Origin of the sequence: Mycobacterium simulans, assembly GCF_900232995.1 — a bacterium.
GTDB lineage: Bacteria > Actinomycetota > Actinomycetes > Mycobacteriales > Mycobacteriaceae > Mycobacterium > Mycobacterium simulans.
On the sequence record NZ_OCVX01000003.1, the window covers coordinates 656,412 to 680,662 of the forward strand.

The following is a 24,251-nucleotide window of genomic DNA, read 5'->3' on the forward strand; positions in this document are numbered from 1 at the left end:
CGACATCCGCGCCTGGATCGAGCACTGGAACGACGATCCCAAGCCCTACGTCTGGACCAAGACCGCCGACCAGATCCTCGAATCAGTCGCCAACTACTGCAAACGAATTAATGACTCAGGACACTAGGAACCAATTGACACACCACACGGGCACCGCTGAGCGTCGTGGTCCGGCCACCGGGCATGCTGTGCTGATCGGGATCGGACGAGTCGATGCGTGAGGCGGCCCAGTGAAGCTGAACTCTCAAAATTTGGACGCCCTCAAGATTCCCGTCCCGCGCTACGATCGCAGCCAAATCCGCATCGGCATTGTGCATTTCGGTGTCGGCGGCTTTCACCGGTCTCATCAAGCCGGCTACCTCGACGAGCTGCTGAACCGGGGAGTTGCGCGGGACTGGGGAATCTGCGGTGTCGGTGTGCTGCCGGGTGACCGGCGCATGCGCGACGTGCTGCGCAGCCAGGACTACCTCTACACGCTGGTCCTCCAACACCCCGACGGCACCCGGCAACCGCGAGTCATCGGCTCTATTGTCGATTTCCGTTATGCGCCTGACGATCCCGAGGCAGTGGTAGACCTGCTCGCCGATCCGGCCACCCGGATCATCTCGCTCACCATCACCGAGGGCGGCTACAACCAACCGCTAAGCGCCGTTTTCGACCTGGTCACAGCGGCGCTCAACCGACGACGCGAACGAGGCCTCCCATCCCCGACAATCGTGTCGTGTGACAACATCGTCGCCAACGGCGAGGTGGCGCGGGACGCGTTCACATCATATGCTGCAGCATCTAATCCCGCACTCGCGCAATGGATGCGCGACAACACCAAGTTTCCCAACTCGATGGTCGACCGGATTACACCGGTGACCACGCCGGAGGTGGTCGAGCGACTGTACTCCGAATTCGGCGTCCAGGACGCGTGGCCGGTCGCCGCGGAACCGTTCGGCATGTGGGTTCTGGAGGACGATTTCGCCGACGGCCGGCCACCACTGCAAAGAGCCGGCGTTCAGCTTGTCGACGACGTGTCGCCGTATGAGGCGATGAAGTTACGCCTCCTCAACGCCGGCCATCAGGGCCTGTGTTACTTCGCATACTTGGCCGGGTACCGGCTAGTGCACGAAGCCGCCCAAGACCCGTTGCTTGCCGAATTCCTTTCGCGTTACTTGGATTCCGAGGCAATGCCCACGCTTACCGTGATTCCGGGCCTGACCGAGTTCAAGGACGGCCTGCTCCCCCGCTTCGCCAACGCGCACGTCCGCGATACGGTGGCCCGGTTGTGTGCCGAATCCTCCGACCGTATCCCGAAGTGGCTGCTGCCCGTGGTTCGTGACAATCTCCAGTCCGCAGGCCCGGTGCGGTTGTCGGCGGCGATCGTGGCGAGCTGGGCACGCTACGCCGAAGGAATCGACGAAGACGGCCAACCCATCGAAGTGGTGGACCGGCTCGCGGACACACTGGTCCCGATCGCCCGATCCCAGCGCGACGACCCGATCGCATTTCTGGAAAACCGCTTGGTCTTCGGCGATCTCGTTGACCAGCCGCGCTTCGTCGAGCCATATCTGTGGACCCTCGACTCGCTGCACCACAACGGCGCCCGTGCGACACTAACCATGCTGCTCCGCGGAAACGAATCGTGACCCTGGTCGCGGGCATCGACTCGTCGACCCAGTCGTGCAAGGTGTTGGTGTGTGACGCCGACACGGGCGAAGTGGTCCGCGAGGGCCGCGCGGGCCACCCTGACGGCACCGAAGTCGACCCGGCCGCATGGGAATCCGCTGCACAACACGCTATCGACGTGGCCGGTGGGCTCGACGACGTCGACGCGGTCGCGGTCGGTGCGCAGCAACACGGGATGGTGTGCCTCGACGGGGCTGGCCAGATCGTGCGGCCGGCGCTGTTGTGGAACGACGTGCGTTCCGCCGATGCGGCACGGACGCTGGTCGACGAGCTCGGTGGAGCGAGCGCATGGGCGCATGCCGTCGGTGTCGTGCCGCTGGCCGCCGTCACGGTCGCGAAACTGCGCTGGCTCGCCGACAATGAATCACCGAATGCCGATCGCACGGCGGCGGTCTGCCTGCCGCATGACTGGTTGACATGGCGGCTGCGCGGCGAAACCGACATCGCCACGCTGACCACCGATCGCAGCGACGCCAGTGGAACGGGTTACTTCGACGCGGCAAGCGGCGACTACCGCGTCGACCTTCTCGAGCTGGCCCTGCGCGGCCGATGCCCCGAGCTGCCGCGGGTCCTCGGGCCATCGGGTCGAACCGAAAGCGGTGCAAGGATATTCGCCGCGGGCCTGGGGGACAACGCCGCAGCGGCGCTTGGCCTTGGCGCCGAACCCGGCGATGTGATCGTCTCGATCGGCACGTGGCCGAAGGCGTGTATCCAGAGTCACTTCGTTGAACACGCGAACGTTGAAGCCGGGCTTCATCGACGCTGTAGGGAAGCGGGTCGAATGCGAACGTGCGGAAGGTGTGAAATAGCGCCGCTCGGGTCAGGCAAGCGGCCGAAACACCCGCAACGCCCGGTACATCGCGGTGAAGCTGGCTTTGTCATACTCCTCGCCGACCTCGCCGTCGTGTGCGATGACCGTCGGGCCGTCGACGGCGGTGAAGCTGAATTCCGGCACCTGCATCGCGTGGTATAGCGGACTGCGCTCCAGACGCCCCAGGGCCATCGCAAGCAGGATCCTGGTCGTCGCCAACCGGCGACCTGCTTCCAGGATGCGCACGTCGATCAGGCCATCATCCATGCGAGTACGTCGCGATGGGGCGAAGCCTGCGGGGAGATACAACGAATTGCCCAGAAAGAACAGCGATGTCAGCACCGTCTTGTTGTCGTAGCGGATGCGCACTGTCTGACCGCCGTTGCGCAGTATGTGCAGCATCGCGTAGATCCCGGCCAGCGGCTTGCCGATGCGCTTCTCGAGCCTTTCACGCTGCTGGACGAACGCGGGGTACGCGCCGATGCTCGCGGTGTTGACGACCATCCGAGTTTCGTTGAGCCGCACCAGATCAACGCGGGCAACGCTGCCCCGTCGGATTGCGTCAACGGTCTTGTCCACGGTGTCGCAACCAATGTCTTTCGCGAAGTGGTTGAACGTTCCGGCCGGAAAGACTGCCAACGGCACCCCGGCGTCGGTGGCCACCGCGGCGGCGGTAGACACGGTGCCATCGCCCCCGCCCACGGCGAGGACCTCGGCGCGTTCGGCGGCGCTGCGCAGCACCTGGACCGGGTCGTCGTCGCGGCCCAGTTCGACGATCTCTGCCCTTGGTAGCTCGGCCCGCACCACGTCGGCGACGCTCGACCCGATGCCACTGCCCGACGCCGGGTTAACCACGACAACCACACCGGAACCGTCGGGCCGTTTCGGCGTCTCGACCCACAGCGGTTCCGTTCGTGGTAACGCGGTTTCGACGATCGGCGGGACAAGGCGGCTGCCCAAGACGGCGACGCCGGCGCCGATGCCGAACCCGGCCACCACATCGCCCGGATAATGCACGCCGGTTGCCACCCGCGACAATCCCACCATTCCGGCCAGCAAAGCCAGCCCGAAACCCAGCGACGGATTCTCCAGGCCCACGCCCACGGCGAAGGCGGCGGCGCTGGCGGAGTGTCCGGACGGCAGCGAGTTGGACGTGGGGACGCGCCGAGCGCGTCGTATAAGGGGCACCGAGTCGTAGAGCGGACGCGGGCGTTGACGGATTCGCTTGGCCACCTGATTGGTGAATAAGCTGGCGACTCCGAGCGTCATAACGCCGCGTATCGCGCCGCGCTGGGCCGAGTTCTTTCCCGCCGCGATCAGTGCCGCAGCGATCGCGAACCACAGCTTGGAATGGTCAGCCGCTCGGGTCAACGGCGGCATCACCGTATCCAGCAGCGGCGTGGGAGTCACGGCGACCGCCTCGAACAGTTCCCGATCGAGGGCGCCCAGACCTCGGGTGATCTGTTTGACAGCGCGCGCGCGTTGCCAGGGCCGCCAGCTCACTCGGTCCACCCTAGTGGGGCGCTGGTTTAGTCCTTGTACACGTTGACCACGACGGGGTCATTCGCGCCGACCACGGTTCCCGGTGGTGGATCGATGCTCACCGCCGTCCAGCACGACTCCAACATGACGACGCCATACGCGGGATTTGTCGAGCACATACGCACGTCGGTGAGGCCGAGCTTTTCCAGAATCCTCCGAGCTTTGTCGCCGTCATGTCCTCGTACATCAGGGATCGTGATCGGCGCGGGGCGCTGCGAAGTCACAGGGGCGATCCAACCGCTTTCTACTATTAGTTGTTGGCAGCAATGTTTGCGTCGACGCAATTATAGGACATCGCGCAATCGGCAGTGGGGAATTCAGCTCCCGCCAGGCCAAATCGTCGTCACGACGTCGTCAGGCACGGGTTCACCGGCAGCGTTGGCAAACCGGTCGAGGGCCGTCGTGAGCAGTTCGCGATCCGACGGATCCATGCTCCGCAGCAACCCCGCGATCGCAGTGCGCCGATGTCGGGTCACCTTGTTGATCAGCCCTCGTCCGGCGTCGGTGAGGCTCAATACAATGTTGCGTCGATCGTTCGGCGATGCTTGGCGGTCAAGCAGCCCGGCCCTGATGAGCCGTTCGCAGATCCGGCTGGCGTTTGACGGGTTGACGCCCAGCCCAGCCGCCACCGCCGCGAGATTGAGCGGACCTCGCGTGTACACCATCACCAGCACCCGCAACTGCGGCACGGTCACACTGTCGTCGACCTGGGCGATGGACGCCGCAGCAATGCCCACCATCGCCCGGGATGCCCGCAGGACGGCATCGATCTGTTCGCCCGAGGGCCCGTCACCGGTCACTGTCAGCCGTCGTCAAAAGACGCGCACCCGGATGCATGCCGTCAGCGTAATCGAGCCGGAAATACCTGACGGTCGGATTCGACCAGCGCGAAGACCCTGGTCCGCTTCTGGCAACATAGCGGTGTGTTCAGCGAGGCGACGTGCTTGGCGGCTCGGTGAGCGCCTCCTATAACGGTGAGACGCGGCCTCACCGTGGTCCGCTTCGCGGCGCCCTATCGGCATTGTCGCCAACTTGGCTGGACCCGTTGGTCGCCTGCGTGCTGGCGGCCGCAGTGAGTCTGGGCGGCGCCGGGCTGCCGTCCTTCTGGTACGACGAGGCCGCGACCATTTCGGCCTCATACAGTCGTTCGCTGGGCCAGTTATGGCAGATGTTGGGCAACGTCGATGCCGTCCATGGCCTGTACTACCTGCTCATGCACTGCTGGTTCCAGCTCGTCCCGCCCACGGAGTTCTGGTCCCGCGCGCCGAGCGGTCTGGCCGTCGGAGGCGCCGCGGCCGGCGTTGTGGTGCTGGGCAAGCAGCTCTCGTCTCGCACCGTTGCAGTGACGTCCGGAGTCGTCTGCGCGATCTTGCCGAGGTCGACGTGGGCGGGCGTCGAGGCTCGCCCATATGCCGTTTCGATGATGGCCGCCGTGTGGCTGACGATACTGCTCGTTTACGCCGCTCGGCGTGACAACGCCCGGGTCTGGCTGTGTTATGGCATCGCCCAAGCGATTTCGATTGTGCTCGACATCTATCTCGCGCTGTTGTTGTTGGCGCACGCCGCCTTGGTCTGTTTCTTCCGGCGAAGTCGAACCGTCGTAAAGCGGTTCGCCATTGCCTCGGTTGCGGCGGGGTGCGTTGTGACGCCGTTTGTGGTCGCGGTCATCGGTCAAGCGCATCAGATCAGTTGGATCGCTCCGATTGGCCATCGAACGATCGAGGATGTGACGGTACAGCAATACTTCGAAAGATGCCCCCTGTTCGCGGCCTTGTCGGCAGTTGTCATAGTGACCGCTATTGCTTTGTGGCGCTATACATCCGCGAAACTGGATGCGACAGATCGGCAACTGCTGGCATTGGCGGCCGCCTGGCTCGTGATCCCGACCACCTTGATCGTCGTTTGGTCGGCGTTGGTGCACTCGATCTACACGCCGCGTTATTTGTGTTTCACCGCACCGGCGATGGCGCTGGTCCTCGGCGTCTGCATTGGCGCATTGGCGGTCAAACCGTGGGTGGCGGTGGCGATCGTTGCTCTTTTCGCCGTCGTCGCCGCGCCGAATTATGTTTGGGTGCAACGCAATCCGTATGCCAAATACGGGATGGACTATAGCCAAGTGGCCGATCTGATCACGGCCGAGGCCGCGCCGGGCGATTGCTTGCTGGTAAATGACACAGTGACTTTCATGCCCGCACCGATGCGACCCTTGATGGCGGCGCGCCCCGATGCTTATCGGAAGCTGGTCGACCTCACCCTTTGGCAACGCGCGACCGACCGCAACGACGTGTTCGACACCAACCTGATTCCGGAGGTCGTCGCGCAGCCGTTAAGCCACTGCGGTGTCGTCTGGATCATCACCCAAGCCGACGAGTCGATGCCCGCTCACGAGCAGGGATCGGCGCTCCCGCCAGGCCCACGCTACGGGGCAACCCCCGCCTTCGCGGTTCCGCGCGGCCTGGGCTTCCGGCTCGTCGAGCGCTGGCAGTTCAACCTGGTTCAGGTCATCAAAGCGGAGCGATGACACTCACCAGATACGTATGTAGTCGACGAGCATCGCCGCCGGGAAGGTACCTAGCGCAGGGTCGCCGGCGCCAACCCCACCGACCGCAAGGGTAAACATCGGAGTCATCCAATAGCCCGGATTGTTGAACGGCCACCGCATGTCCTCGGGAGGGTTGCCGGCGACGTGGATCGGCTTCGGCGGAACACTGAAGTACGGCGCGCCGTCGCGCGAGAAGGCGAAACCGTCCTCACCCCAATGCATTTGCCAGGTGTGCCAGCCGCCGTCCACCAAGCCGGGAATCGATTTGCCTTCCCAGGTTTTGCCGTTGGACGCCGCGTGGACCGTGGTTCCCGGCGGCCAGTTGCCGTTGCCGTACCACTCGAAAATGTCGACCTCACCGTCTGGCTGGGGATCCTCGTTGACACCCCAGTACGCGGCCCAAAGGCCGGGGAACAGACAGTCGAGCTTTATCCGCGCTTCCCAGGTTTGGTTGATCATGCTGCGAAAGTTGCCGCGCAGTTTGCCGGTGTAGTACTGGCCCATTTCCTGGGTGGCGCACAGGACCAAATTGGAGTTGCCGTCGAGGAACACGTTGCGGCGATCGTCGCGGTAGATCCCCTCGACCGGCGGGGACACGTCGTCCTGCCAGGTCTGCACCGTCCACTTCCCCGGATCGGGACCTGAGCCCGCCGGCCCGTCGAACTCGTCGGAGAAAATGTAGGGTCCGCCCGCCCCGGACGCCGGTGCGGTCGGGGCCGACGGGTACGCCTGGACCTCGGGCACGGGGAGCGAGGCTGCGGCCGCCAGCATGCCAAGTCCCGTGGTCAACAACATGCTGCGTCGATCCATCTCAGATACCACCAATCAGTAGGCGCGGGACATCACGCAATCCCCCGAGCAACATCCGCAAACGGTGTTATGAAACCACGCGGTCGGAGGGTATGCATCCCGCGCCACGACGAAACACCTCATCCGCGGTTGATCCGGGAAACGTCGATCCCTTTGCTACGAGGCGCATCCACGCGTGAAACACGCGCCGCCCACGCTGAACATCGCGGCACATGCTTTGCTACGCGCTTAGAAGACTCGCACCCAGTCGACGAGCATCTCCTGCGGATACGAACCCGCCGCGGGATCTCCACCACCGGAACCACCAACCGCAAGATTCAGGACCGGGAACACCGTGTAGTCGGGGTCGTTGAACGGCCATTCGCGAATGGGATCGTTCAAATCTTCGATACCGGTCGCGGGAACCGAGAAGTCCGGTTCCATGCCGTCGGCGTAGTCGAGCCAGAAGTACATGCCGGTCGTATCCCAGCGCCCCCGCCAGTTGTGCCAGCCGCCGTCCACGCCGATGGGGCACGTCTCGAAGGCCGTGCCGTCCGGGTTGGCGTGGACGGTGGTTCCCGACGGCCAGGTCCCGTTGCCGTACCACTCGATGAGGTCGATTTCGCCGCTGCGGCCGGGATCGTCATTGGACAACCACCAGGCGGGCCACATGCCGGGTGCTAGGCAGTTGAACTTGATCCGGGCTTCCCAGGTGGTTCCAATACCGCCCCGCCACAGGCCGTGGACCAGGCCGCCGAAGTAGCTGTTGCCGTCATGGGTGGCGCGCAGCACGAGATTGGAGTTGCCGTCGAGGAACACGTTCTGACGACTGTCGCGGTACTGCCCCCAAAACTGCGGCTGATCGAACCCGACCGGGTTCCGGATCGGCGTCCGGTGATTGGACACTGCCCACTTCGACGGATCGGGTGCCGAACCGGCAGGGCCGTCGAACTCGTCGTGCCACAGCAGCCCACCGGTAGGCCCCGCTGCCGGCGCGGCAGGCACGGGCACCGGACCCACCGGCGCAGCCGGTCGGGACGGGTTGGCCAGGGCATTCGGGGCGGGCATTGCTGCCGCCAGCGCGCCGAAGCCTGCCATCATGATCATCTGGCGGCGGTCCATCTCGGGCATAAGCAGGCGACCCTAGCAGCAGGGTGTGGGTTCGCTGATTTTGACCAGCGTCTTGCCGATGTTGGCGCCGGTGAACAACCCGTTGAGAGCGTCGACACACGACTCTATGCCCTCGAAGATGGTCTGCCGATGCTTGAGCCGGCCTTCGGCCTCCCACTGGCGCAGGTTGGCAAAGGCCTCGTCGAAGCGGCCCCACTGGTCGAGCGCGTTGAATCCTTGCATGAGAGCGGTTTTGGCCAGCAGGTTCACGTAGTTGGCCGGTCCTGGGTGCTCGCCGGTCAGGTAGCTGGAGATGACGCCGCAGAGCACGACCCGCGCCTTGGGGGCCAGCCGGCCAAGCACCGCGTCAAGGATCGGCCCGCCGACGTTGTCGAAGTAGACGTCGACTCGTCGGGGACAGTGCTCTTTGAGCTCTGCCGCCAGATCGCCCGCCTTGTAGTCGATGCACGCGTCGAACCCGAAGTCTTCGACCACCGCCCGGCACTTCCGGGGCCCCCCCGCGATGCCCACCCCTCGGGCTCCGGCGATCTTGGCGATCTGTCCGGCCACCGACCCGGTGGCACCCGCCGCCGCCGAGACCACCACCGTCTCCCCAGGCTGCGGCCGGCCGATGTCGGTCATGCCGAAGTACGCGGTGGCCCCGGTCGGGCCGTACACCGACATGATCGCCAGTTGATCGTCCTCGCCCGGGATCGGTGTGCTGAACACATCGTCGCGGATGATCACGTACTCCTGAAAGCCAGTCAGTGTGGTGACCACGTCGCCGACGGCGTAGGCGTCGCACCGCGACGCGACCACCTGACCGATCCCGGCCGCCCGGATGACCTCGCCCAGCTGCACCGGCGGAAGATAGCCCGGCTGGTCGTCGAGCCAGGTCCGGGCGGCGGCATCGATACCCACGTAGGTGGTGCGCAGCAGTGCCTCGCCGTCGGCAGGCTCGGGGGCGAGCGCGGTGATCAGCTCAGTCTCCCCGGGCTGGACGAGCCCGGTGGGACGGCGGCGCAACAGAATCTGACGGTTCGGCAAGTCGGGCACGACGCCGAGCCTATTCGCCGGGATCTCGGTGTGGGAGCATCTGTGTCATGAACCCCGAGGATGACCCGGAGGCCCGGATCCGCGAGCTGGAGCGCCCGCTGGCCGACGCGGCACGCGCGTCCGAACTGGGTGCCCCACCGCCGCTCGGCGACTCGGCATACCAGGCGTACCCGCCACCGCCGTCCGACCCGGTGCCACCGGCTTTCCAGGTGCCACCCGCACCGCCCTCGTACGGCTACACCGCGCCGTATCCCGGGGGCACCCCGCGGTCGTCCTCGGGTATCCGCATCTTCTGGATCTTGGCCGCGCTCTTCGTCATTGGCATCCTCGGCCTGGTAGGAGGCATTGCGGTGTACGCGTCGCGCCAACTGCACAGGAGCGACTTCGTCGTCTTGTCGCCCTCAGAGAGCACCGAAAGCCCAGCCCCAGAAAGCACTTCCCCGATCAACACTTCGCCTCGGACCACCCCGCGCAGCCCGACTCCCTCGACATCACCCGCCCCACCGCCGGGCGGCAGCCTCATCGTCACTGGTGTCAACGAGAACAAGACGGTCGCCTGTAACGACAGCGTCGTCACCGTCAGCGGAATTTCCAACAAGGTCGTCATCACCGGCCACTGCGCGCGGCTTACCGTGTCCGGTTTGCAGAACACCGTCACCGTCGACGCCGCCGACACCATCGACGCCTCCGGCTTCGACAATCGCATCACGTATCACTCCGGCTCACCGAAGATCACCAAATCCGGCGACGCGAACGTCGTAGAGCAGGGCTGACGGCTCCCGGCGCTAACCCATCGCTTCGGCCTGCGCCAGGTAGCCCTCGAATTGGGCCTCTTTTGCCTTGGCCCGGAAGCGGTCCCGGAATCGCGCATAGCCCGCCTCATCGCCATGTGCCCGGGCGAGCAGGGCCCGCAGCCGCAGCAGCGGAAGCTCGTGCAGGACGAACCCGGGCTCCACGGGCACGGCGGCAAGCCGCTCCACCGCACGTGCCGCATCCGCGATATCGGCGCTGGAGCCGCGCGCCAACAGCGCCTCGACCAGCACGCTCGTCGCGGGGCCGCGGAAGAGCATCTCCCCGGTGGCGAACTGCTCAGCGAGAACGCTCGTCGCCAGCTCGATCGCGCCGTCAAGGTCATTCGATCGTGCACGCTCACGCGCAAATTCGATATCGCACATCCGCCGCAGCGTCATGGTGAGCTGTTCATGCTCGAACATCTCTTTCGCCCTTACCAGAAACTCCATGCCGCCGGCTTCAGAGTCGTTGTGGAGCAAGGCAATAGCACGATTGAGCAGCGCGTAGGCGAGGCCGGCGTTGTCTCCCGACTGCTGGGCAACTTCCAACGACTCGGCCGCCAGTGCCACGTCGCGCGTACTGGGCCGCACGGCGCCGTTCTGTATGGCGGCCGCGTACTTGTACAACTGCACAAAGGACCGGGCGGCCGCATCCACCGATCGAGCCAGAACTATGCCTGCCCGCAGGTCCTCTCGCCATCCCTTGCGCCCTAGGAACATTCCGGCCGCTCCTTTTACGGTGAGCGCCCATGCCAGAGGGGATCCGATCACTAAGTTGCCCATGGTGGGGTCGCCGCCGGAAAGGTCGATCACCCGCTGAGCCAACCGCAAACTCTCGGTCGCTTCACCGGCTTCCCACTTGGCTTGTGCGGCTGCATAGAACAGCCCGACCGTCATCGCCGGATCGCCGATCGACTCGACAAGCGTGGCGAATTCCGATGCCATGTCGGCGGCTTCGCGATGACGTGAGTTGAACGTGAGCGTGGTAAGGTGCCCCGCCATCCCGATGGCGAGTGATTTCTTGTCACCTGCGGCGGTGGTCAGCTCCCGCAATTCCTCGAAGCCGGTGTCGGCAGGTGTACCGCCCACCTGAAAAGCGCTGCCGCACAGTAGAGCTCGTGGTGCTATCCGCATGGCCAACAGATCGGGTTCGTCGGCGGGCAGCCGGTCGGCGACTCGCTGCGCCAGCTGCCAACTCTGTCGGGCCGCCCGGATGTCGCGTGCGCCATACCAAGTCGCCGCGTCCATGTGCCAGTCGAATGCATCCCTCAGGTCGCCGGCGGCCGCATACTGCGTGGCGACCATGGCGGCTTCCTCACCGGTGAACCCACCGCGGGTTCGTTGCATCACTGCGGCAACCCGACGGTGCAGTTCCGAGCGTCCAGCCTTCAATTGGGATTCGTATGCCACTGCCTGAATCAGCGGATGGCAAAACGCGTATGTGCCCTGCCGCGCGCGTGTCACGGGCTCTACGAGTTCCGCCACGATCAACGGCGTCAGATCCGTTGCCTCCGGGGCCGAGTCCAGCAGCAGCGCCAACAATTCGATATCGAACTGCGCACCGATGACGGCCGCGGCGTGCAACGCGCGCTTCGCCGTAGCGGTGAGTCGGTCGATCCGAGCTCCGATGACCGCTTGCACGCTGGCCGGCACATGGATATCGCGCACCTCCCGGACGCACACGTAGGCGCCCGGAGCGCCCTCGAGTTCGCCCCGCTCGACCAGGTCACGCACGATCTCTTCGGCACAGAACGGTAGGCCCGCCGCTCGTTCGGCGATCACTGTAGAGAGTCCCAGTACCGAAGGATGCTCACCCAGCAGCTCTCTAACCAACTCCGTGATATGCGAATCATCAAGGGGTGCAAGCGTAAAGGGGTGTGCGGCGGGGATGCTGGCCAGTGGTCCCTGATATTCGGGCCGATACATGATGAGCAGCGTCGCCCGCATTCTTGGCACCGTTGCCGCAAACTCGGCGAGCATTGACTCGCTGACAGTGTCGATCCACTGGGCGTCCTCGATGACATAGACCGCGGGCCGCGGGCGCGCCAGCGCGACAGTGTTGATCAGGTCGACGAGACGGCGGCGTCGGGCGTCCGGACTGATATCGGGCAACTGCACCTCGTTGTCGCGCACGCCAAGCAGGTCATCGAGCAGAAGAAGATCCTCCGCACTGGCGTAAGGCATCTCGCTACGGACTCGGGTCTGTGCCTGCTCAGCAGCGAGGCCACCGATGTCAAAAACCGCGCGCAACAGCCGCGAGATGACATGGAATGCGATTTCACGAGTATGTGATTCGCAGTAGGTGACAAACACCTCGAAACCACGCCCTCGCGCTGTCGCTACCGACTCTCGGGCCAACCGGGTCTTGCCCACCCCAGGCCGACCGGTCACCGTGACGACGGTTCCGTTGCCGCGATGGGCCTGGTCGAGCAACGCCGCGACGGCGTCCTTCTCCAGCTGGCGTCCGACCAGCCGGGATTCATGGCGGGGCTTGCGTACTTTCTTGAGATGTTCGCCGTCTGCGGCCAGCAACCGGCGCGCCGGCACGGGGTTGTCCGCACCCTTAATGCGCACAGTCTCGTGCTCTCCCAGAACCACTCGATCCTCGACGAGCCGCGCGGTCGACTCGCTGAGCATGACACCGCCCGGCGGAGCCACCGCTTCCATCCGCTGCGCCATGCCCACCTGTGCACCGACCGCGGTGTAACCCAGGTGCGTAGCCCCGACTTCGCCGGCGATCACCCGGCCGGAATTCAAGCCGACCCGCAGCCGCAGGTCGACCCCGTCGCGGCGGGCCACCTCAACCGCCAACCGCTGAGCACCCTGCTGAATATCCAGCGCGGCGAGGCATGCTCGAAACGCGTGATCTTCCAACGTGATTGGTGCCCCAAACAGGGCCATGATCCCGTCGCCGGTGAATTTGTCCACGGTACCGCCGTACCGCTGCACCACGGCCGCGGATCGATCGACCAGCTCGGTCATCACCTCGCGCAGCCGCTCGGCGCCAACAGCCGCGGCAATATCCATCGAGCGCACAACGTCGGCGAACAGCACTGTCACTTGCTTGTATTCGGCCGGATCAACGACCAGTGTCAGCGGCGAACCGCACGCATCGCAGAACCGTGCTCCCTGGCGCGGCTCTGAGCCACACACGTGACAGACGGACGACGTGGTCGCCAAATCTATGTCGGCTCGTCCGACGGATCGTCGAGGACGCTCACCGCGATGCCGTACGGGAGGAAGCGGACTTTCCGCTTCGGGTCGGTGTTGTCCTTGTTCGCACGCAGCGCGTCGAGTTCGGTCGCATGGACCTGCTCGACGCGGGCGCCGCCGTCGGGGTCCACGGTGTAGATGGCCCACACGCCGTCACCGGCCTCTCCGGTGGTTTCGGGCGCCGGACGCGAACGCCGCGCCAGGTCCTCGAACATCACCGACCAACCGCTCCGACCGCCAGGACCGGTCACGAACCTGCCGACGCGCTCGAACACGTCGCGCAGTCCCTCGGTCCCCTCTCTGATCACCCGATCAAAGTCTTCGGGATCAAACCCGAACGGTCCACTGTCGCCCACGCGACCTCCTCGCAGTTCATACCGTTACTGCACAGTGTGCGCCCTTTTCGGCACGATCCGCTACGGCTCTAGGGCCCCGGCTCCGGCGGGCCGGGCGGCGGCGGGGGGGGGGGGTGAACAGCGTCAGAGGTGTAGAAGAGGCAGGGGCTGGGTGGCGGGCGCCATATTCGCCGCCGTAGGCGGCGGGGTGCGTACAACTGGTGGCGGTGCGGGCGGCGGAGCCGCTTCGGCGACGGGCGTGGCCGGCGGCGGCGGCAACAAGCTGGAAATAGGAAATTGCACATGCGGGGAAACCGTTGGCGCCGGACTCACCGGGGTGACGACGCTTTCCTGTGGGCTGGGGTCTTTGGCTGCCGTCGGGCGAACATCGGATGTCAGCGAGACGATCAGCACCCCGGCCGCGAGGGCGGCGACCCCCGCCATCGCACCACCGGTCAACACCAAGGGCCTGCGGGGCAGGATGCTGTCGTCTGCGTCGGGTTCGTCGTCTAGGGCGCTATAGGCCAGCGCCCCCTGCCCCGGATCGGCATTGGCGCAAAGGTCGAGGTAGGTCGGATTGAGCGCGCCGGGATTGACCTCGCCGGTGCCCGGATCCAGTGCGTAGGCCAGCGCGGCCGTCGAAGACGCGAACAGCGGCGCGTTTGCCGACGCCAGCGCCGCCCCGCGGGCCAGGGCCATGTGCGGTTCCTCAGGGCCGGTCACCGCAAGCGACGTCGCAGCCTCCAGCAAGGGCTTGATTCCGACGATGTCGACCCCACAGCCAATGACGAACACGCCATCCGACCGCGAGCCCGGGGCGTCGAGACCGACGACCATCGTCGCCAACTCGTGAGCCGCCTCGAAGGGCTGCCGGTGCAGATCGACGATCGACCCGTCCGCCACATCGACAACGGCAAGCGTCGCGCTGCCGGCTTCGACGAACAACATCGCGATGTGGCGGTAGTCGAGCGCACCGCCGATCGTCTGTGCCAAGGCGGCCGCGGCGAGCAGCGGGGAGACCAGCATGACGCTGCCGACGTCGCGCGCGGCGAGCTCGGCGCGCAGCGCCGCAACCCCGGCAGGGTCCGTCCACGTCACACCTGTGGATGTCAGCTGGTAGCCGCTCTCGGCCGCGCCTTCGCGGGTGCCGGTAATCGCGGCGATGACCTGAGCGGCCGCGTCAGAGGTCGCCGCGCAGTTACCCGCCACGACTTCGATGTTGTCTTCTTCGACGATGACGCCGTCGGCGTTCTCGCCCTCGATCAGCAGTAACCGGACCGCCGTGGGCTCCATCGATACCCCAAGCACGATGTCCATAACCCCTCCAAAGGGGTCTTGGCGGACGAGCGCACCGCGCGGGCCGCCGTCGAAGTTCTTGCCAGCTCAAACCCTACTCGCGTGCACGCAGACGCGGATCAATTCAGGGCAAGCTCAAACGCGACGACTATGCGGACTATGCGCGCGGTGGCGCTCACGGGGAGCCCGGGCTGGCGAAGGGGTTCTGCGGGCCCTGGTCCTGCGGAGCCGGGGCCTGGGGGCCCTGATTCGCCGGCACCTGTATCGGTATCGGGATGGGCAACAGCGGGACGTGCAACCACGACGTCGTCATCCTCACCGTCGATGTCGTGGTGGGCGGCTCGCTCGCGGTGGCCTCCGCCTCGGTCGTGGTCGTCGGGGTGGTGGTTGTGGTTGTTGGCTGGGTCGTGGCCGGCGTGGTCGTCGTCGTGGTGGTGGGCGGCGGCGCCTTGGTGGTCGTCACCACCGCCGACGGTGTCGGCGACGGTGGCGGTGGCGGCGGCGGCGGCGCGACGCTGGTTGGGGCGGGCGCGGCGCTGGGAATCGGCGTGACGCTGGCCGGCGGGATAGGACTGGGCGAATGGGGGCTGGGCACGATGACCCTGGGCGGCATGGAGCTGGGCCGTGGGGGTGCGACACTGGGAACCACGGGCGCCGGGTGCCGCTCGACGGCCGTCAGCGTAAATGCCACACCGCCGATCGCGGTCATGGCCACCAGGGCGCTGAACCCGATGAGCAACTGTGACACCCGGAATCGGCGCCACGGCGGTTCCTTCGGCGGATCGATCACATTCAGCCGCATCGACCAGCAGGGACCGTCTTCGCTGTAGGAATCGCCATCGAAACGCACCGGTACTTCGCTGGGGAAGTCGGTCTGCGACCAGGCCAGCTCGCGGTCTGTCAGCGCGTCCTGGTCGATTACCATGACGTCGCCGGCCGGCAGTTCGATCACGCTGGTACCGGACGCCCTCGAAGCCCCGGCCGCCGCCACCAGACCTATGGACGTCCGCGTCCGCAGATCAATTTCTTCCCCCCGCGTGGCCAGCAGCAACGCGCCCATCGCGGCAGCGCACGCGGGTTGCGACACGGTCAGGATCGGTCGGCGAGTGTGCATTGTAAGACGTTGAGTGACAAGCGGAATGCTGGCACCACCGCCGACCGTGACCACAGCCGCGAGGTCGGCCCAGGTCGCGTTGTTGCGCGCCAGCATGTCGTCGAACGCGTAGATGAAACCAGTGAGCCGATCCTGTATCAGACTTTCAAACTCGTCTCGATTCACTTCAATGACGAAGCTGGATCCGCGAAGCTCGGCGGCCAATTGGGTGACCGCGTCGGTGGACAAGCGCTCCTTGGCTTCCCGGCACTGTTCCCTGAGTTCGCCGAGTTGGCCCACGGCGGTGGTGCTTTCCGGATCGACGTCACCGTGGCCCAGCTCGTCGATGACGTGCAGCAACAGTGCCTGGTCTATCTGGCTGCCGGAGAAATCCTCGTAACGCATTGTGGCGCTGACGGGCTCGAAATCGGATTTGGTGTCCACCAGGGTGACATAGGTTCCGGAGCCACCGAAATCTAGCAGCCCCACCACACCGCCTGCGGGAAGCCCCAATTCGGACTTCACGGCTGTCAACGCCGCGATCGCGTCCGGTACCAGACGCGGCGCCATGCCGCTGCGGATGAAGCCGACGTGTGTGCGTAATCCGCTGCGCAGCGCCTGCACCGTCGCGGGTTTCCAGTGCGCCGGAACAGCTATCGAGATCTCCGACGAACTCACGTCGGCACCGACGGTGACCACCATGGCGTCGAGTGCCTCGACCATCAATAGGTCTGGGTCGTGAGCCGACCCATCGGGAGACACCAGCGCCACCGAATCTCCGATGCGCTCCACGAAGCCGCTCATCAGCGTGCCGGACTCGGTTAGGTTCGGGTTTTCCGCGCGCACACCGACTTTCGGTGCACAATGCGGATACAGCGTCAGGACAGCGCGACGACTAACCGGAGCTTTTCCGTTAGATGCCGCAACCAGGTTAGTGGTCCCGATCGACAACCCAAGTGGGTCGTACATAGAGCGGATACTTTCGTCGATAGGGGTCTTTGGCCAGCGTTAACCATAGCCGCGGACGCCCCGTACGCGGTTGGGTCACAACGTCATTGGTATGCGGTCGATGCCGTGTCGTCACCGAAGTGGTATATCCGCCGCCTTGACAGACTGCGTCGTCTCACACCACGGTGAGCGGCAGCGAACGCCTCGGCTCGAACTGAAATGCCGACCCCCGACTGACTTTGGCCACCGACACCTCTGGCAACTCGGTCGCTGCGGCATCGGTTTGCACCAGCTCAGCGGTCCAGTCGGCGTCCGTCCCACTGACTTCAACCCGGACATGTGGGTCCACGGCCGTCGCGATCGCCTGCAGCGGCTGCACAGATTCCGGTGTGCACAGCGAAAGCCAGGCGCGGTCGTCATGAGCGGGTGACCGGCGCACCAGCAAACGGTCCCCGGCCGTTTCGGCCTCAACATAACCGGCGGGGTTGAGCAGAGGATGCAACTCGAGCACACGCAGCGTGCCTTCGATTCCGCCGGGCAACCCCAATGCGCGGTGAATGCGTTCGGCGCCAAGCCCGGCCACGCCGATCAGCTGGCGAGTACTCACCAAGCGAGCCAGTTCGGTATCGGCGCCGGACCTTTCGGCCACCGCGATAGCAAACGACAGATACAGCAGGTGCATCTGTAGACACACTTCGTCGGCCATTCTGACCAGCGCCGAGTGCGAGAACGCACCGAAGTCGAGATCGGATAGCAGCGGACCCGAGTAATCGGCCAGCCCCTCGCCGGAGGGCTCGACGGCGGCCAATTCCCAACTGGCAGCGCGGGTTTTGCGAACCAAATCCAGTGCGGGTATGCCCTTGACGACCGGGTAGGACTCATCGATCTTGACCGTCCACGCGCAATGCGGATGCCGGTCCGACGGTACTCGCGGCGGCCGGTGGATGGGACGCATCTGCGCGTGAGGATTAGTCGCCACCGCCGTGGCATCGAAGGTCGGATCCTCGATGGTGTGGCACATTCCGAAGACGTACGCGTCCCCCATCGGCTCGACATCGAGCAGCGCTCCGCAATGGTCGAGCTGAAACTCGCCGTTCCAACGGTCGTGCACCGTATACCGGAAATCCATGAACTGCGGCGGAGCGCCGATGTCGAGTTGCAGGCCCTTGAAGATGGTCGGCACGTCGTTGCCCTCGAAGTTCAGCGCCCGCTGCATCCGCTTGGCATAGACCGGGCTGGCACCCGCCCACTCCTCGATGGCGATCTGCAGCATTTCCTCGCGGCCGAACGCCTCGATGCACCAGGCCATGCCGGAGCGGTCGATCATGTGCCCGATCAGGAGCAGTTCGGGCACCAGGATTGCCAGTTCGCTGCGGGACAACCCCGCATACCGGGATTGGCTCATTCCTCCAAGCTAGTGAACGGTCTAGCTGTCGGGTAAGCCCGGGGTCTAGCCATCGGGGCCGCGCCGTACCCGATGTGCTGCAATGGCGTGATGAGCCCTCACGATCTTGCCGCCGATGTCGAAGCGATCAAGCAGGTCAAGTACCGCTACCTGCGTGCGCTGGACACCAAGCACTGGGACGACTTCGCCAACACCCTCACCGAAGACGTCCGCGGCGATTATGGGCCATCGATCGGCGAGGAGTTGCACTTCACGAACCGCACCGACCTGGTGGACTACATGCGCTCGGCGCTGGGCCCGGCCATCCTCACCGAACACCGGGTGACCCACCCGGAAATCATCGTTACCGGCGACACCGCAACGGGCAGCTGGTATCTGCAAGACCGGGTCATCGCCGCCGATTTCGATTTCATGCTGATCGGTGCGGCGTTCTACCGCGACCAGTACCGGCGCACCGGCGACGGTTGGAAGATCAGCGCCACCGGCTACGACCGAACATATGACGCGACGATGTCGTTGAAGGGCCTTAATTTCAAGGTCAAAGCCGGCCGTGCGCTGGATTGATTATTTTGCGATGGCGATCACCGCACCGGGCTTCAGCCAGCGGATGACCTGTACCAGGGTGGCATCGTCGATCGCCACGCAACCGGCGGTGGCGCCACCATCGGTCGTGTGAAAGAAGAATGCGGAACCGCCGCCGGGAACTTTGTTCTTGTTGACGCCCATGACGACCGAATGCTTGTACTGCGGGATCTGCAGGTTCTCACTTTCCGCCGTATTGAATGGGCACTGGGACTTCTGGCACACCTGCATGCTGTTGAAGGTGGGGCTGTGGTCGTCCCCGCTCCACCAGTGATTGGGTCCCACTTGGGTATATGGCAGCCCGCCACCGGGATTCGGCGCGGTACCGAAGGCGGAGTCAAGGCTGTAGACCCCCATGGGAGTGGCCGGGTACCCCCTCTTGGCCTGCGGCGCCATCCCCGCCGAGCCAACGTGAGTGGGGATGCCGGTCTTGAGGGCCTGCCAGCCGGCGGCAGTGCGCTGGTAGACGTCCATCTTCGCGTTCGAGCCGCCGGTCGACACCACCGAAACCACCTGCGTGGCATTGCCGACGGAGTTCGCAAACCACGGATTGCCGGCCGCGACGGTCACCGGGGCAAACATCACCGCAACACCGGCGATGCACACCGCAGCACACAGCAGACCTACCAGTCGGCGCATCGCTTTATCGTCAGCCGAGCTAGACCTCAGGGTCAAGTAAAGCTTTAGACCCGGTTGGGTCACTGCGCCGTGACAAAGCGGAGCGCCCCGGACCTTTTGGGCCTGCAATCGGGACAGGCCGAAATACCCACAGGCACAACAGGAAATAGACGTAGCCCAGCGCCCAACCGGCGATCACGTCCGAAGGATGGTGCACGTTCAACGCGACTCTGGCAACACCGACGGTCACCACACTCACCGCGGCCACCGCGACCGCGGCGACACGCATCGCCTGGGCTTTCATCATCGGCAGCAGAAAGACCAACAGCGCCAGCAAACTGGCCATCGCTTCCAGTGCGTGCCCCGACGGGAACGCCGTTGAGGGTGCGAATACCAGCGCGGTCGCCGGTCGAGGACGACCGGCCAGATCCTTGGCAACCGTCGTCACCAATCCGTCGAGCGGCGCACAGGCCAACAGCAACAACCCCACCCGGACCTTGCGCATCACCAGGGCGATCACCGCAGCCAACAAACCCAACGGCCGCAGCACGAACGGACCCAGGACAACGGACACGACATCCCAGAATCGCACCCACCCCGGATGCTTGATCCCAACGTCGTGTGCCGGAGTCAGCAACGACCAATCGGCGTCGTACAGCCAGCCCCAATGGTGGCTATGCCCCACCCATAGCACGGCGTAGACCACCACCCCGGCTATGCCGAGAAGAACGGCGAGCGACACAGGTACCAAATCGGATGCGTATCTGGGGCGGGTCATGGCTAAAGCGATACCAGCATCGGTGCACCGACAACGAAACGGCCCCATACTGGCGTCATGGCGGTGATCGTTCGGAGGCTGTTCGGCGTCGGCAAGCTGCCCGCCGATCTGCGGGCGCAGATCGAATCCGAAGGGATCCTCTATCTTGCCGAGTACGTCGCGGTCACCCGGCGGTTCAGCGGCACAATCCCGGGTGTGCGATCAGCGGGCAGCATCGCCAGCTACGTGGGTTCGCTGGCCTTCACCTCGCAGCGGGTGTTGGGAACGCTGTCGGTGGTGCCGAAGCTAGCCGGCCGCGTCATCGATGTGCGCTGGGATGCGCAGCAGACCGGAGCCGCGACGGCCGAGATTTCAGAAACGGGTCTGCAACTCGACCTCGATATCGGCCACGTCGATGCAAAGTTCCACGGCGAACTCTCGCTGCATTTCAAGGCCGACATCGACGACGACGTGCTCAGCCGACTGCCGCGACGATCGCTCGCCTTCGATGTGCCACCCGAATACGTATTCCGCGCGGTGGGCGTCACCTATAGTCCGTGATCGTGGATCATGCGTTCACCCCGCAAGAGCGGCAGGCCGTGTATCGCGTGATCTCCGAACGCCGAGACATGCGCCGCTTCGTGCCCGGCAGCGTGGTGCCCGAGAATGTGCTGGCACGCCTGCTGCAAGCCGCGCATGCCGCACCCAGCGTCGGCCTGATGCAGCCATGGCGCTTCATTCGGATCACGGACGGCCAGCTGCGGGAATGTATCCACGCGCTCGTCGACGAGGAGCGCGTGCTGACTGCCCGGGCCCTGGGACGACGAGCCACCGAATTTCTGGCTCTGAAGGTCGAGGGAATCCTCGAGTGCGCCGAGCTACTGGTGGTGACGCTGTGCGACAACCGTGCGGCGCACGTCTTCGGCCGGCGCACGCTGCCGCAGATGGATCTGGCGTCGGTGTCATGCGCAATCCAAAACCTGTGGCTGGCGGCTCGCTCCGAAGGCCTAGGAATGGGCTGGGTGTCCCTGTTCGATCCGAACCGATTGGCGGCCCTGCTGCAGATACCCGCGGACGCCGAACCGGTGGCAATCCTGTGTCTCGGCCCGGTGCCCGAGTTTCCCGACCGGCCCGCACTCGAGCTGGACGGCTGGGCCTTCGCGCGTCCGCTTGCCGAATTTGTTTCCGAAAACCGATGGGGTCGAGCGCCGCAATCGCTGCCTGTCGGCAATTCGGACGAGTAGCGTTCCGGCGCCTGGGGCGTGCGCTGACGGGTCGGTCAGCGGCCCGGTATCGTCGCCGCGGTGGCTTCATGGCGCTGTCTCGGCGTCGCCGGTCGCGTAAGGCATGTTGGAGAGGTGACACACGATGGCGGGTGAGCGCGCAGACAATGTGTTGATCGTGCACTGGCACGATCTGGGGCGCTATCTGGGCGCCTACGGACACTCAGACGTTTCCAGCCCGCGGATGGATCAGCTTGCCGCCGAGGGGATCCTGCTCACCAAGGCCCATGCCACGGCGCCGTTGTGCTCGCCGTCGCGAGGATCATTGTTCACCGGTCGCTACCCGCAGAGCAACGGGTTGGTCGGCCTGGCCCATCATGGCTGGGAGTATCGCACCGGCGTCCGGACACTTCCCCAGTTGTTAGCCGAATCAGGTTGGTACTCAGCGCTTTTCGGTATGCAACACGAGACGTCGTACCCGAAGCGGCTGGGGTTCGACGAATTCGATGTGTCGAACTCCTACTGCGAGTACGTCGTCGACAAGGCCCAGGAATGGCTGCGCGACAGTGCCCCGGCCCTTGCCGGGCAACCATTCCTGTTAACGGCGGGGTTCTTCGAAACCCACCGGCCCTATCCGCGTGACCGTTACGAACCCGCCGACAGCACGGCGGTCGACCCGCCGGACCACCTGCCCGATACCGCCGAGGTGCGCCAGGATCTGGCAGATTTTTATGGCTCCATCGCCAAGGCGGACTCCGCGGTGGGCCAGCTACTGGACACGCTGGCCGAGACCGGGCTGGATGCCAGCACGTGGGTGGTGTTCGTTACCGATCACGGCGCGGCCTTCCCACGAGCGAAATCGACTTTGTACGACGCCGGAACCGGCATTGCGCTGATCATTCGTCCGCCCACCCGCCGAGCGGTGGCCCCGCGCATCTATGACGAACTGTTCAGCGGGGTGGATCTGGTTCCGACGCTGTTGGGCCTGCTCGGTCTCGACATCCCCGCCGACATCGAGGGGGTTTCGCATGCGCAGGCCATCATTGCGCCGGATGCACAAAACGATCCGGTGCGCAACCACGTGTACACCACCAAGACCTATCACGACTCGTCCGATCCCATTCGGGCAATTCGCACAAAGGAGTACAGCTACATCGAAAACTACGTCCCACGGCCACTGCTGGACTTGCCGTGGGATATCGAGGCAAGCCCCTCCGGTCAGGCCGTCGCGCCACTGGTCACCGCGCCCCGGCCGGAACGTGAGCTCTACGATTTGCGGGCAGACCCCACCGAGAGCAACAACCTGCTGGCCGGTGACGACACCCGAGACTTCGATGCGATCGCGGCCGATCTCGCTGTCCGACTAAACGATTGGCGCCAGCGCACCAACGACGTCATACCGTCGGAGTTCGCCGGTACCCGCATCGCGCAGCGCTATACCGAAACGTACCTACAAATCCATCACATGACGCCGACCAGCAGGTCGGCGATCGCCGCCGACCGCGGTATCGAGTTACCCACCTGAGCGGCGCGCCCCACCTACCTCAGCCACGATGAACACCCGCCGGAACGGGAAGATGGTCGTGCCGTCGGTCCGGCGCGGGTAGGCGTCATCCAGCAGCGGGATGAGTTCCTGGCGGAACTGTTCCCAGCCCGCGTCGTCGAGCCGCTCGCGCACCGGGACCAGCGCGGTGCCGGTGATCCAGTCCAACACCGGGTGCTCACCCGTGAGCTGGTGCAGGTAGGTCGTCTCCCAGACATCCACCTTGCATCCGGCGTCCATCAGCAGGTCAGCGTAGTACGCGGGCGGGTGGACCACCGCGCCCACGCGAAACGGTATGTCGCGCATGAGCTTCGCGTAGGGCTCTCGACGGGCCAACGCCCGCACCGCGGCGTGCGACGGTGTCTCGAAATTAGCCGGGATCTGCACGGCGATCCACGATCCCGACGCGAGTTCGCCGACCCATCGCAGCAGCAGGTCGGAGTGCTCGGGCACCCAGTGCAGGGCCGCATTGCTAACCACCACGTCAGTGTCCGGCCGCGGCTTCCACGTCCGCAGGTCGCCGGTCGTGGCGTCGATGCCGCGTTCCCGGGCGGCGGCGACCATCTCCGGTGAGCTGTCCAATGCCTCGATCACCGCACCGGGCCATCGCCGCGCCAAATATTTCGTCAGGTGGCCGGGGCCACAACCGAGGTCAACTACCCGGCGCGCCCGCTCGGCACCCACCCGCGACAGCAACTCGTAGAACGGACGGCTTCGATGATCCGCAAAGGCCAGGTAGACATCGGGATCCCACATATCTGTCCTCCTGATCAACGCCGTCGCTAGTCGGGCTATACAGACAAACGTATTACCGGAAACTCCGGTGCGCGCGCCCTGAACCGCTGGAAAAATTGACGATACTGTCGAATTTGGCGATCGGTCAGCAGGTTGGACGATACGATCGACGCGATGTCGCAGATCTC

At 65.1% G+C, this 24,251-nt stretch carries 20 protein-coding genes and 3 pseudogenes; 9 read left to right on the plus strand and 14 right to left on the minus strand.

Going from position 1 to position 24,251, the window contains the following annotated elements; translation table 11 throughout:
- The 3 genes and pseudogenes from MSIMFI_RS03800 to MSIMFI_RS03810 form a co-directional block, all read left to right on the plus strand.
- Positions 1–127 (plus strand): annotated as a pseudogene (locus tag MSIMFI_RS03800) (IS630 family transposase); the annotation flags it as partial.
- Between the two features lie 103 nt (positions 128–230).
- Positions 231–1,634, plus strand: a complete 1,404-nt coding sequence (locus tag MSIMFI_RS03805) for a mannitol dehydrogenase family protein (protein ID WP_191496193.1) — start codon at positions 231–233, stop codon at positions 1,632–1,634.
- A pseudogene (locus MSIMFI_RS03810) lies at positions 1,631–2,368 on the plus strand (FGGY family carbohydrate kinase); the annotation flags it as partial. The gene MSIMFI_RS03805 and the pseudogene MSIMFI_RS03810, both read left to right, overlap by 4 nt.
- A gap of 126 nt (positions 2,369–2,494) precedes the next feature.
- On the opposite strand, the gene MSIMFI_RS03815 reads toward MSIMFI_RS03810, so the two are convergent.
- The 3 genes from MSIMFI_RS03815 to MSIMFI_RS03825 all read right to left on the minus strand — a co-directional run bounded on the left by MSIMFI_RS03815 (position 2,495) and on the right by MSIMFI_RS03825 (position 4,767).
- Positions 2,495–3,988 carry a bifunctional phosphatase PAP2/diacylglycerol kinase family protein gene (locus MSIMFI_RS03815; protein ID WP_191496194.1) on the minus strand — a complete coding sequence of 498 codons (1,494 nt, stop codon included), beginning with the start codon at positions 3,986–3,988 and terminating at the stop codon, positions 2,495–2,497.
- Between the two features lie 26 nt (positions 3,989–4,014).
- Positions 4,015–4,251 (minus strand): PASTA domain-containing protein, encoded by a 237-nt coding sequence (locus tag MSIMFI_RS03820; protein ID WP_186241317.1) that lies wholly within the window; start codon positions 4,249–4,251, stop codon positions 4,015–4,017.
- A gap of 93 nt (positions 4,252–4,344) precedes the next feature.
- The gene (locus tag MSIMFI_RS03825) at positions 4,345–4,767 is read right to left on the minus strand and encodes a MarR family winged helix-turn-helix transcriptional regulator (RefSeq protein WP_186245530.1); all 423 of its coding nucleotides are present in this window, start codon (positions 4,765–4,767) and stop codon (positions 4,345–4,347) included.
- Between the two features lie 281 nt (positions 4,768–5,048).
- On the opposite strand from MSIMFI_RS03825, the gene MSIMFI_RS03830 reads away from it, so the two are divergent.
- Positions 5,049–6,548 carry a glycosyltransferase family 39 protein gene (locus tag MSIMFI_RS03830; RefSeq protein WP_191496195.1) on the plus strand — a complete coding sequence of 500 codons (1,500 nt, stop codon included), beginning with the start codon at positions 5,049–5,051 and terminating at the stop codon, positions 6,546–6,548.
- Positions 6,549–6,551: 3 nt separating this feature from the next.
- Here MSIMFI_RS03830 and MSIMFI_RS03835 read toward each other — a convergent pair whose 3' ends face one another.
- The 3 genes from MSIMFI_RS03835 to MSIMFI_RS03845 form a co-directional block, all read right to left on the minus strand.
- The gene (locus MSIMFI_RS03835; RefSeq protein ID WP_191496196.1) at positions 6,552–7,379 is read right to left on the minus strand and encodes a glycoside hydrolase family 16 protein; all 828 of its coding nucleotides are present in this window, start codon (positions 7,377–7,379) and stop codon (positions 6,552–6,554) included.
- A gap of 228 nt (positions 7,380–7,607) precedes the next feature.
- On the minus strand, positions 7,608–8,495 hold the full coding sequence (locus MSIMFI_RS03840) for a glycoside hydrolase family 16 protein (RefSeq protein ID WP_191498009.1): 888 nt from the start codon (positions 8,493–8,495) through the stop codon (positions 7,608–7,610).
- Positions 8,496–8,501: 6 nt separating this feature from the next.
- The gene (locus MSIMFI_RS03845; protein ID WP_191496197.1) at positions 8,502–9,524 is read right to left on the minus strand and encodes an NADP-dependent oxidoreductase; all 1,023 of its coding nucleotides are present in this window, start codon (positions 9,522–9,524) and stop codon (positions 8,502–8,504) included.
- Positions 9,525–9,571: 47 nt separating this feature from the next.
- Between MSIMFI_RS03845 and MSIMFI_RS03850 the strand changes: the two genes are divergently transcribed.
- Entirely contained in the window at positions 9,572–10,297 is a 726-nt protein-coding gene (locus MSIMFI_RS03850; protein ID WP_191496198.1) for a DUF3060 domain-containing protein, read from the plus strand.
- Positions 10,298–10,309: 12 nt separating this feature from the next.
- On the opposite strand, the gene MSIMFI_RS03855 is transcribed toward MSIMFI_RS03850, so the two are convergent.
- From MSIMFI_RS03855 to MSIMFI_RS03875, 5 genes and pseudogenes are all read right to left on the minus strand, one after another.
- Entirely contained in the window at positions 10,310–13,468 is a 3,159-nt protein-coding gene (locus MSIMFI_RS03855; RefSeq protein ID WP_263597328.1) for an adenylate/guanylate cyclase domain-containing protein, read from the minus strand.
- A 29-nt stretch (positions 13,469–13,497) separates the two neighbouring features.
- A complete protein-coding gene (locus MSIMFI_RS03860) occupies positions 13,498–13,884 on the minus strand; it encodes a hypothetical protein (RefSeq protein WP_186241312.1) in 387 nt (128 codons plus the stop codon).
- Between the two features lie 71 nt (positions 13,885–13,955).
- Positions 13,956–15,180 (minus strand): annotated as a pseudogene (locus MSIMFI_RS03865) (DUF7159 family protein); the annotation flags it as partial.
- A 154-nt stretch (positions 15,181–15,334) separates the two neighbouring features.
- Entirely contained in the window at positions 15,335–17,221 is a 1,887-nt protein-coding gene (locus MSIMFI_RS03870) for an Hsp70 family protein (protein ID WP_191496201.1), read from the minus strand.
- 154 nt (positions 17,222–17,375) lie between these two features.
- A complete protein-coding gene (locus MSIMFI_RS03875; RefSeq protein WP_191496202.1) occupies positions 17,376–18,605 on the minus strand; it encodes a hypothetical protein in 1,230 nt (409 codons plus the stop codon).
- A 72-nt stretch (positions 18,606–18,677) separates the two neighbouring features.
- Between MSIMFI_RS03875 and MSIMFI_RS03880 the strand changes: the two genes are divergently transcribed.
- Positions 18,678–19,169, plus strand: coding sequence for a nuclear transport factor 2 family protein (locus MSIMFI_RS03880; RefSeq protein ID WP_191496203.1), 492 nt, complete (start codon positions 18,678–18,680; stop codon positions 19,167–19,169).
- On the opposite strand, the gene MSIMFI_RS03885 is transcribed toward MSIMFI_RS03880, so the two are convergent.
- Entirely contained in the window at positions 19,170–19,826 is a 657-nt protein-coding gene (locus tag MSIMFI_RS03885; RefSeq protein ID WP_191496204.1) for a L,D-transpeptidase family protein, read from the minus strand.
- Positions 19,827–19,845: 19 nt separating this feature from the next.
- Positions 19,846–20,583 (minus strand): phosphatase PAP2 family protein, encoded by a 738-nt coding sequence (locus tag MSIMFI_RS03890; protein WP_191496205.1) that lies wholly within the window; start codon positions 20,581–20,583, stop codon positions 19,846–19,848.
- 57 nt (positions 20,584–20,640) lie between these two features.
- Here MSIMFI_RS03890 and MSIMFI_RS03895 point away from each other — a divergent pair, with 57 nt between their 5' ends.
- From MSIMFI_RS03895 to MSIMFI_RS03905, 3 genes are all read left to right on the plus strand, one after another.
- Entirely contained in the window at positions 20,641–21,123 is a 483-nt protein-coding gene (locus MSIMFI_RS03895; RefSeq protein ID WP_191496206.1) for a hypothetical protein, read from the plus strand.
- Entirely contained in the window at positions 21,123–21,806 is a 684-nt protein-coding gene (bluB, locus tag MSIMFI_RS03900) for a 5,6-dimethylbenzimidazole synthase (RefSeq protein ID WP_186245527.1), read from the plus strand. The genes MSIMFI_RS03895 and bluB overlap by 1 nt, the downstream gene beginning before the upstream one ends.
- 124 nt (positions 21,807–21,930) lie before the next feature.
- Complete coding sequence (locus tag MSIMFI_RS03905) at positions 21,931–23,310, plus strand: sulfatase family protein (RefSeq protein ID WP_191496207.1); 1,380 nt, start codon at positions 21,931–21,933, stop codon at positions 23,308–23,310.
- On the opposite strand, the gene MSIMFI_RS03910 is transcribed toward MSIMFI_RS03905, so the two are convergent.
- Positions 23,299–24,084, minus strand: a complete 786-nt coding sequence (locus MSIMFI_RS03910) for a trans-aconitate 2-methyltransferase (RefSeq protein WP_191496208.1) — start codon at positions 24,082–24,084, stop codon at positions 23,299–23,301. The genes MSIMFI_RS03905 and MSIMFI_RS03910 overlap by 12 nt on opposite strands.
- Positions 24,085–24,251 lie beyond the last annotated feature (167 nt).

Coding starts and splice junctions, on each gene's coding strand:
- MSIMFI_RS03825 (WP_186245530.1), bottom strand. CDS start 4,767: ATGGTGGGCATTGCTGCGGCGTCCATCGCCCAGGTCGACGACAGTGTG.
- MSIMFI_RS03835 (WP_191496196.1), bottom strand. CDS start 7,379: ATGGATCGACGCAGCATGTTGTTGACCACGGGACTTGGCATGCTGGCG.
- MSIMFI_RS03850 (WP_191496198.1), top strand. CDS start 9,572: ATGAACCCCGAGGATGACCCGGAGGCCCGGATCCGCGAGCTGGAGCGC.
- MSIMFI_RS03870 (WP_191496201.1), bottom strand. CDS start 17,221: ATGTACGACCCACTTGGGTTGTCGATCGGGACCACTAACCTGGTTGCG.
- MSIMFI_RS03875 (WP_191496202.1), bottom strand. CDS start 18,605: ATGAGCCAATCCCGGTATGCGGGGTTGTCCCGCAGCGAACTGGCAATC.
- MSIMFI_RS03880 (WP_191496203.1), top strand. CDS start 18,678: ATGTGCTGCAATGGCGTGATGAGCCCTCACGATCTTGCCGCCGATGTC.
- MSIMFI_RS03885 (WP_191496204.1), bottom strand. CDS start 19,826: ATGCGCCGACTGGTAGGTCTGCTGTGTGCTGCGGTGTGCATCGCCGGT.
- MSIMFI_RS03890 (WP_191496205.1), bottom strand. CDS start 20,583: ATGACCCGCCCCAGATACGCATCCGATTTGGTACCTGTGTCGCTCGCC.
- MSIMFI_RS03895 (WP_191496206.1), top strand. CDS start 20,641: ATGGCGGTGATCGTTCGGAGGCTGTTCGGCGTCGGCAAGCTGCCCGCC.
- MSIMFI_RS03905 (WP_191496207.1), top strand. CDS start 21,931: ATGGCGGGTGAGCGCGCAGACAATGTGTTGATCGTGCACTGGCACGAT.
- MSIMFI_RS03910 (WP_191496208.1), bottom strand. CDS start 24,084: ATGTGGGATCCCGATGTCTACCTGGCCTTTGCGGATCATCGAAGCCGT.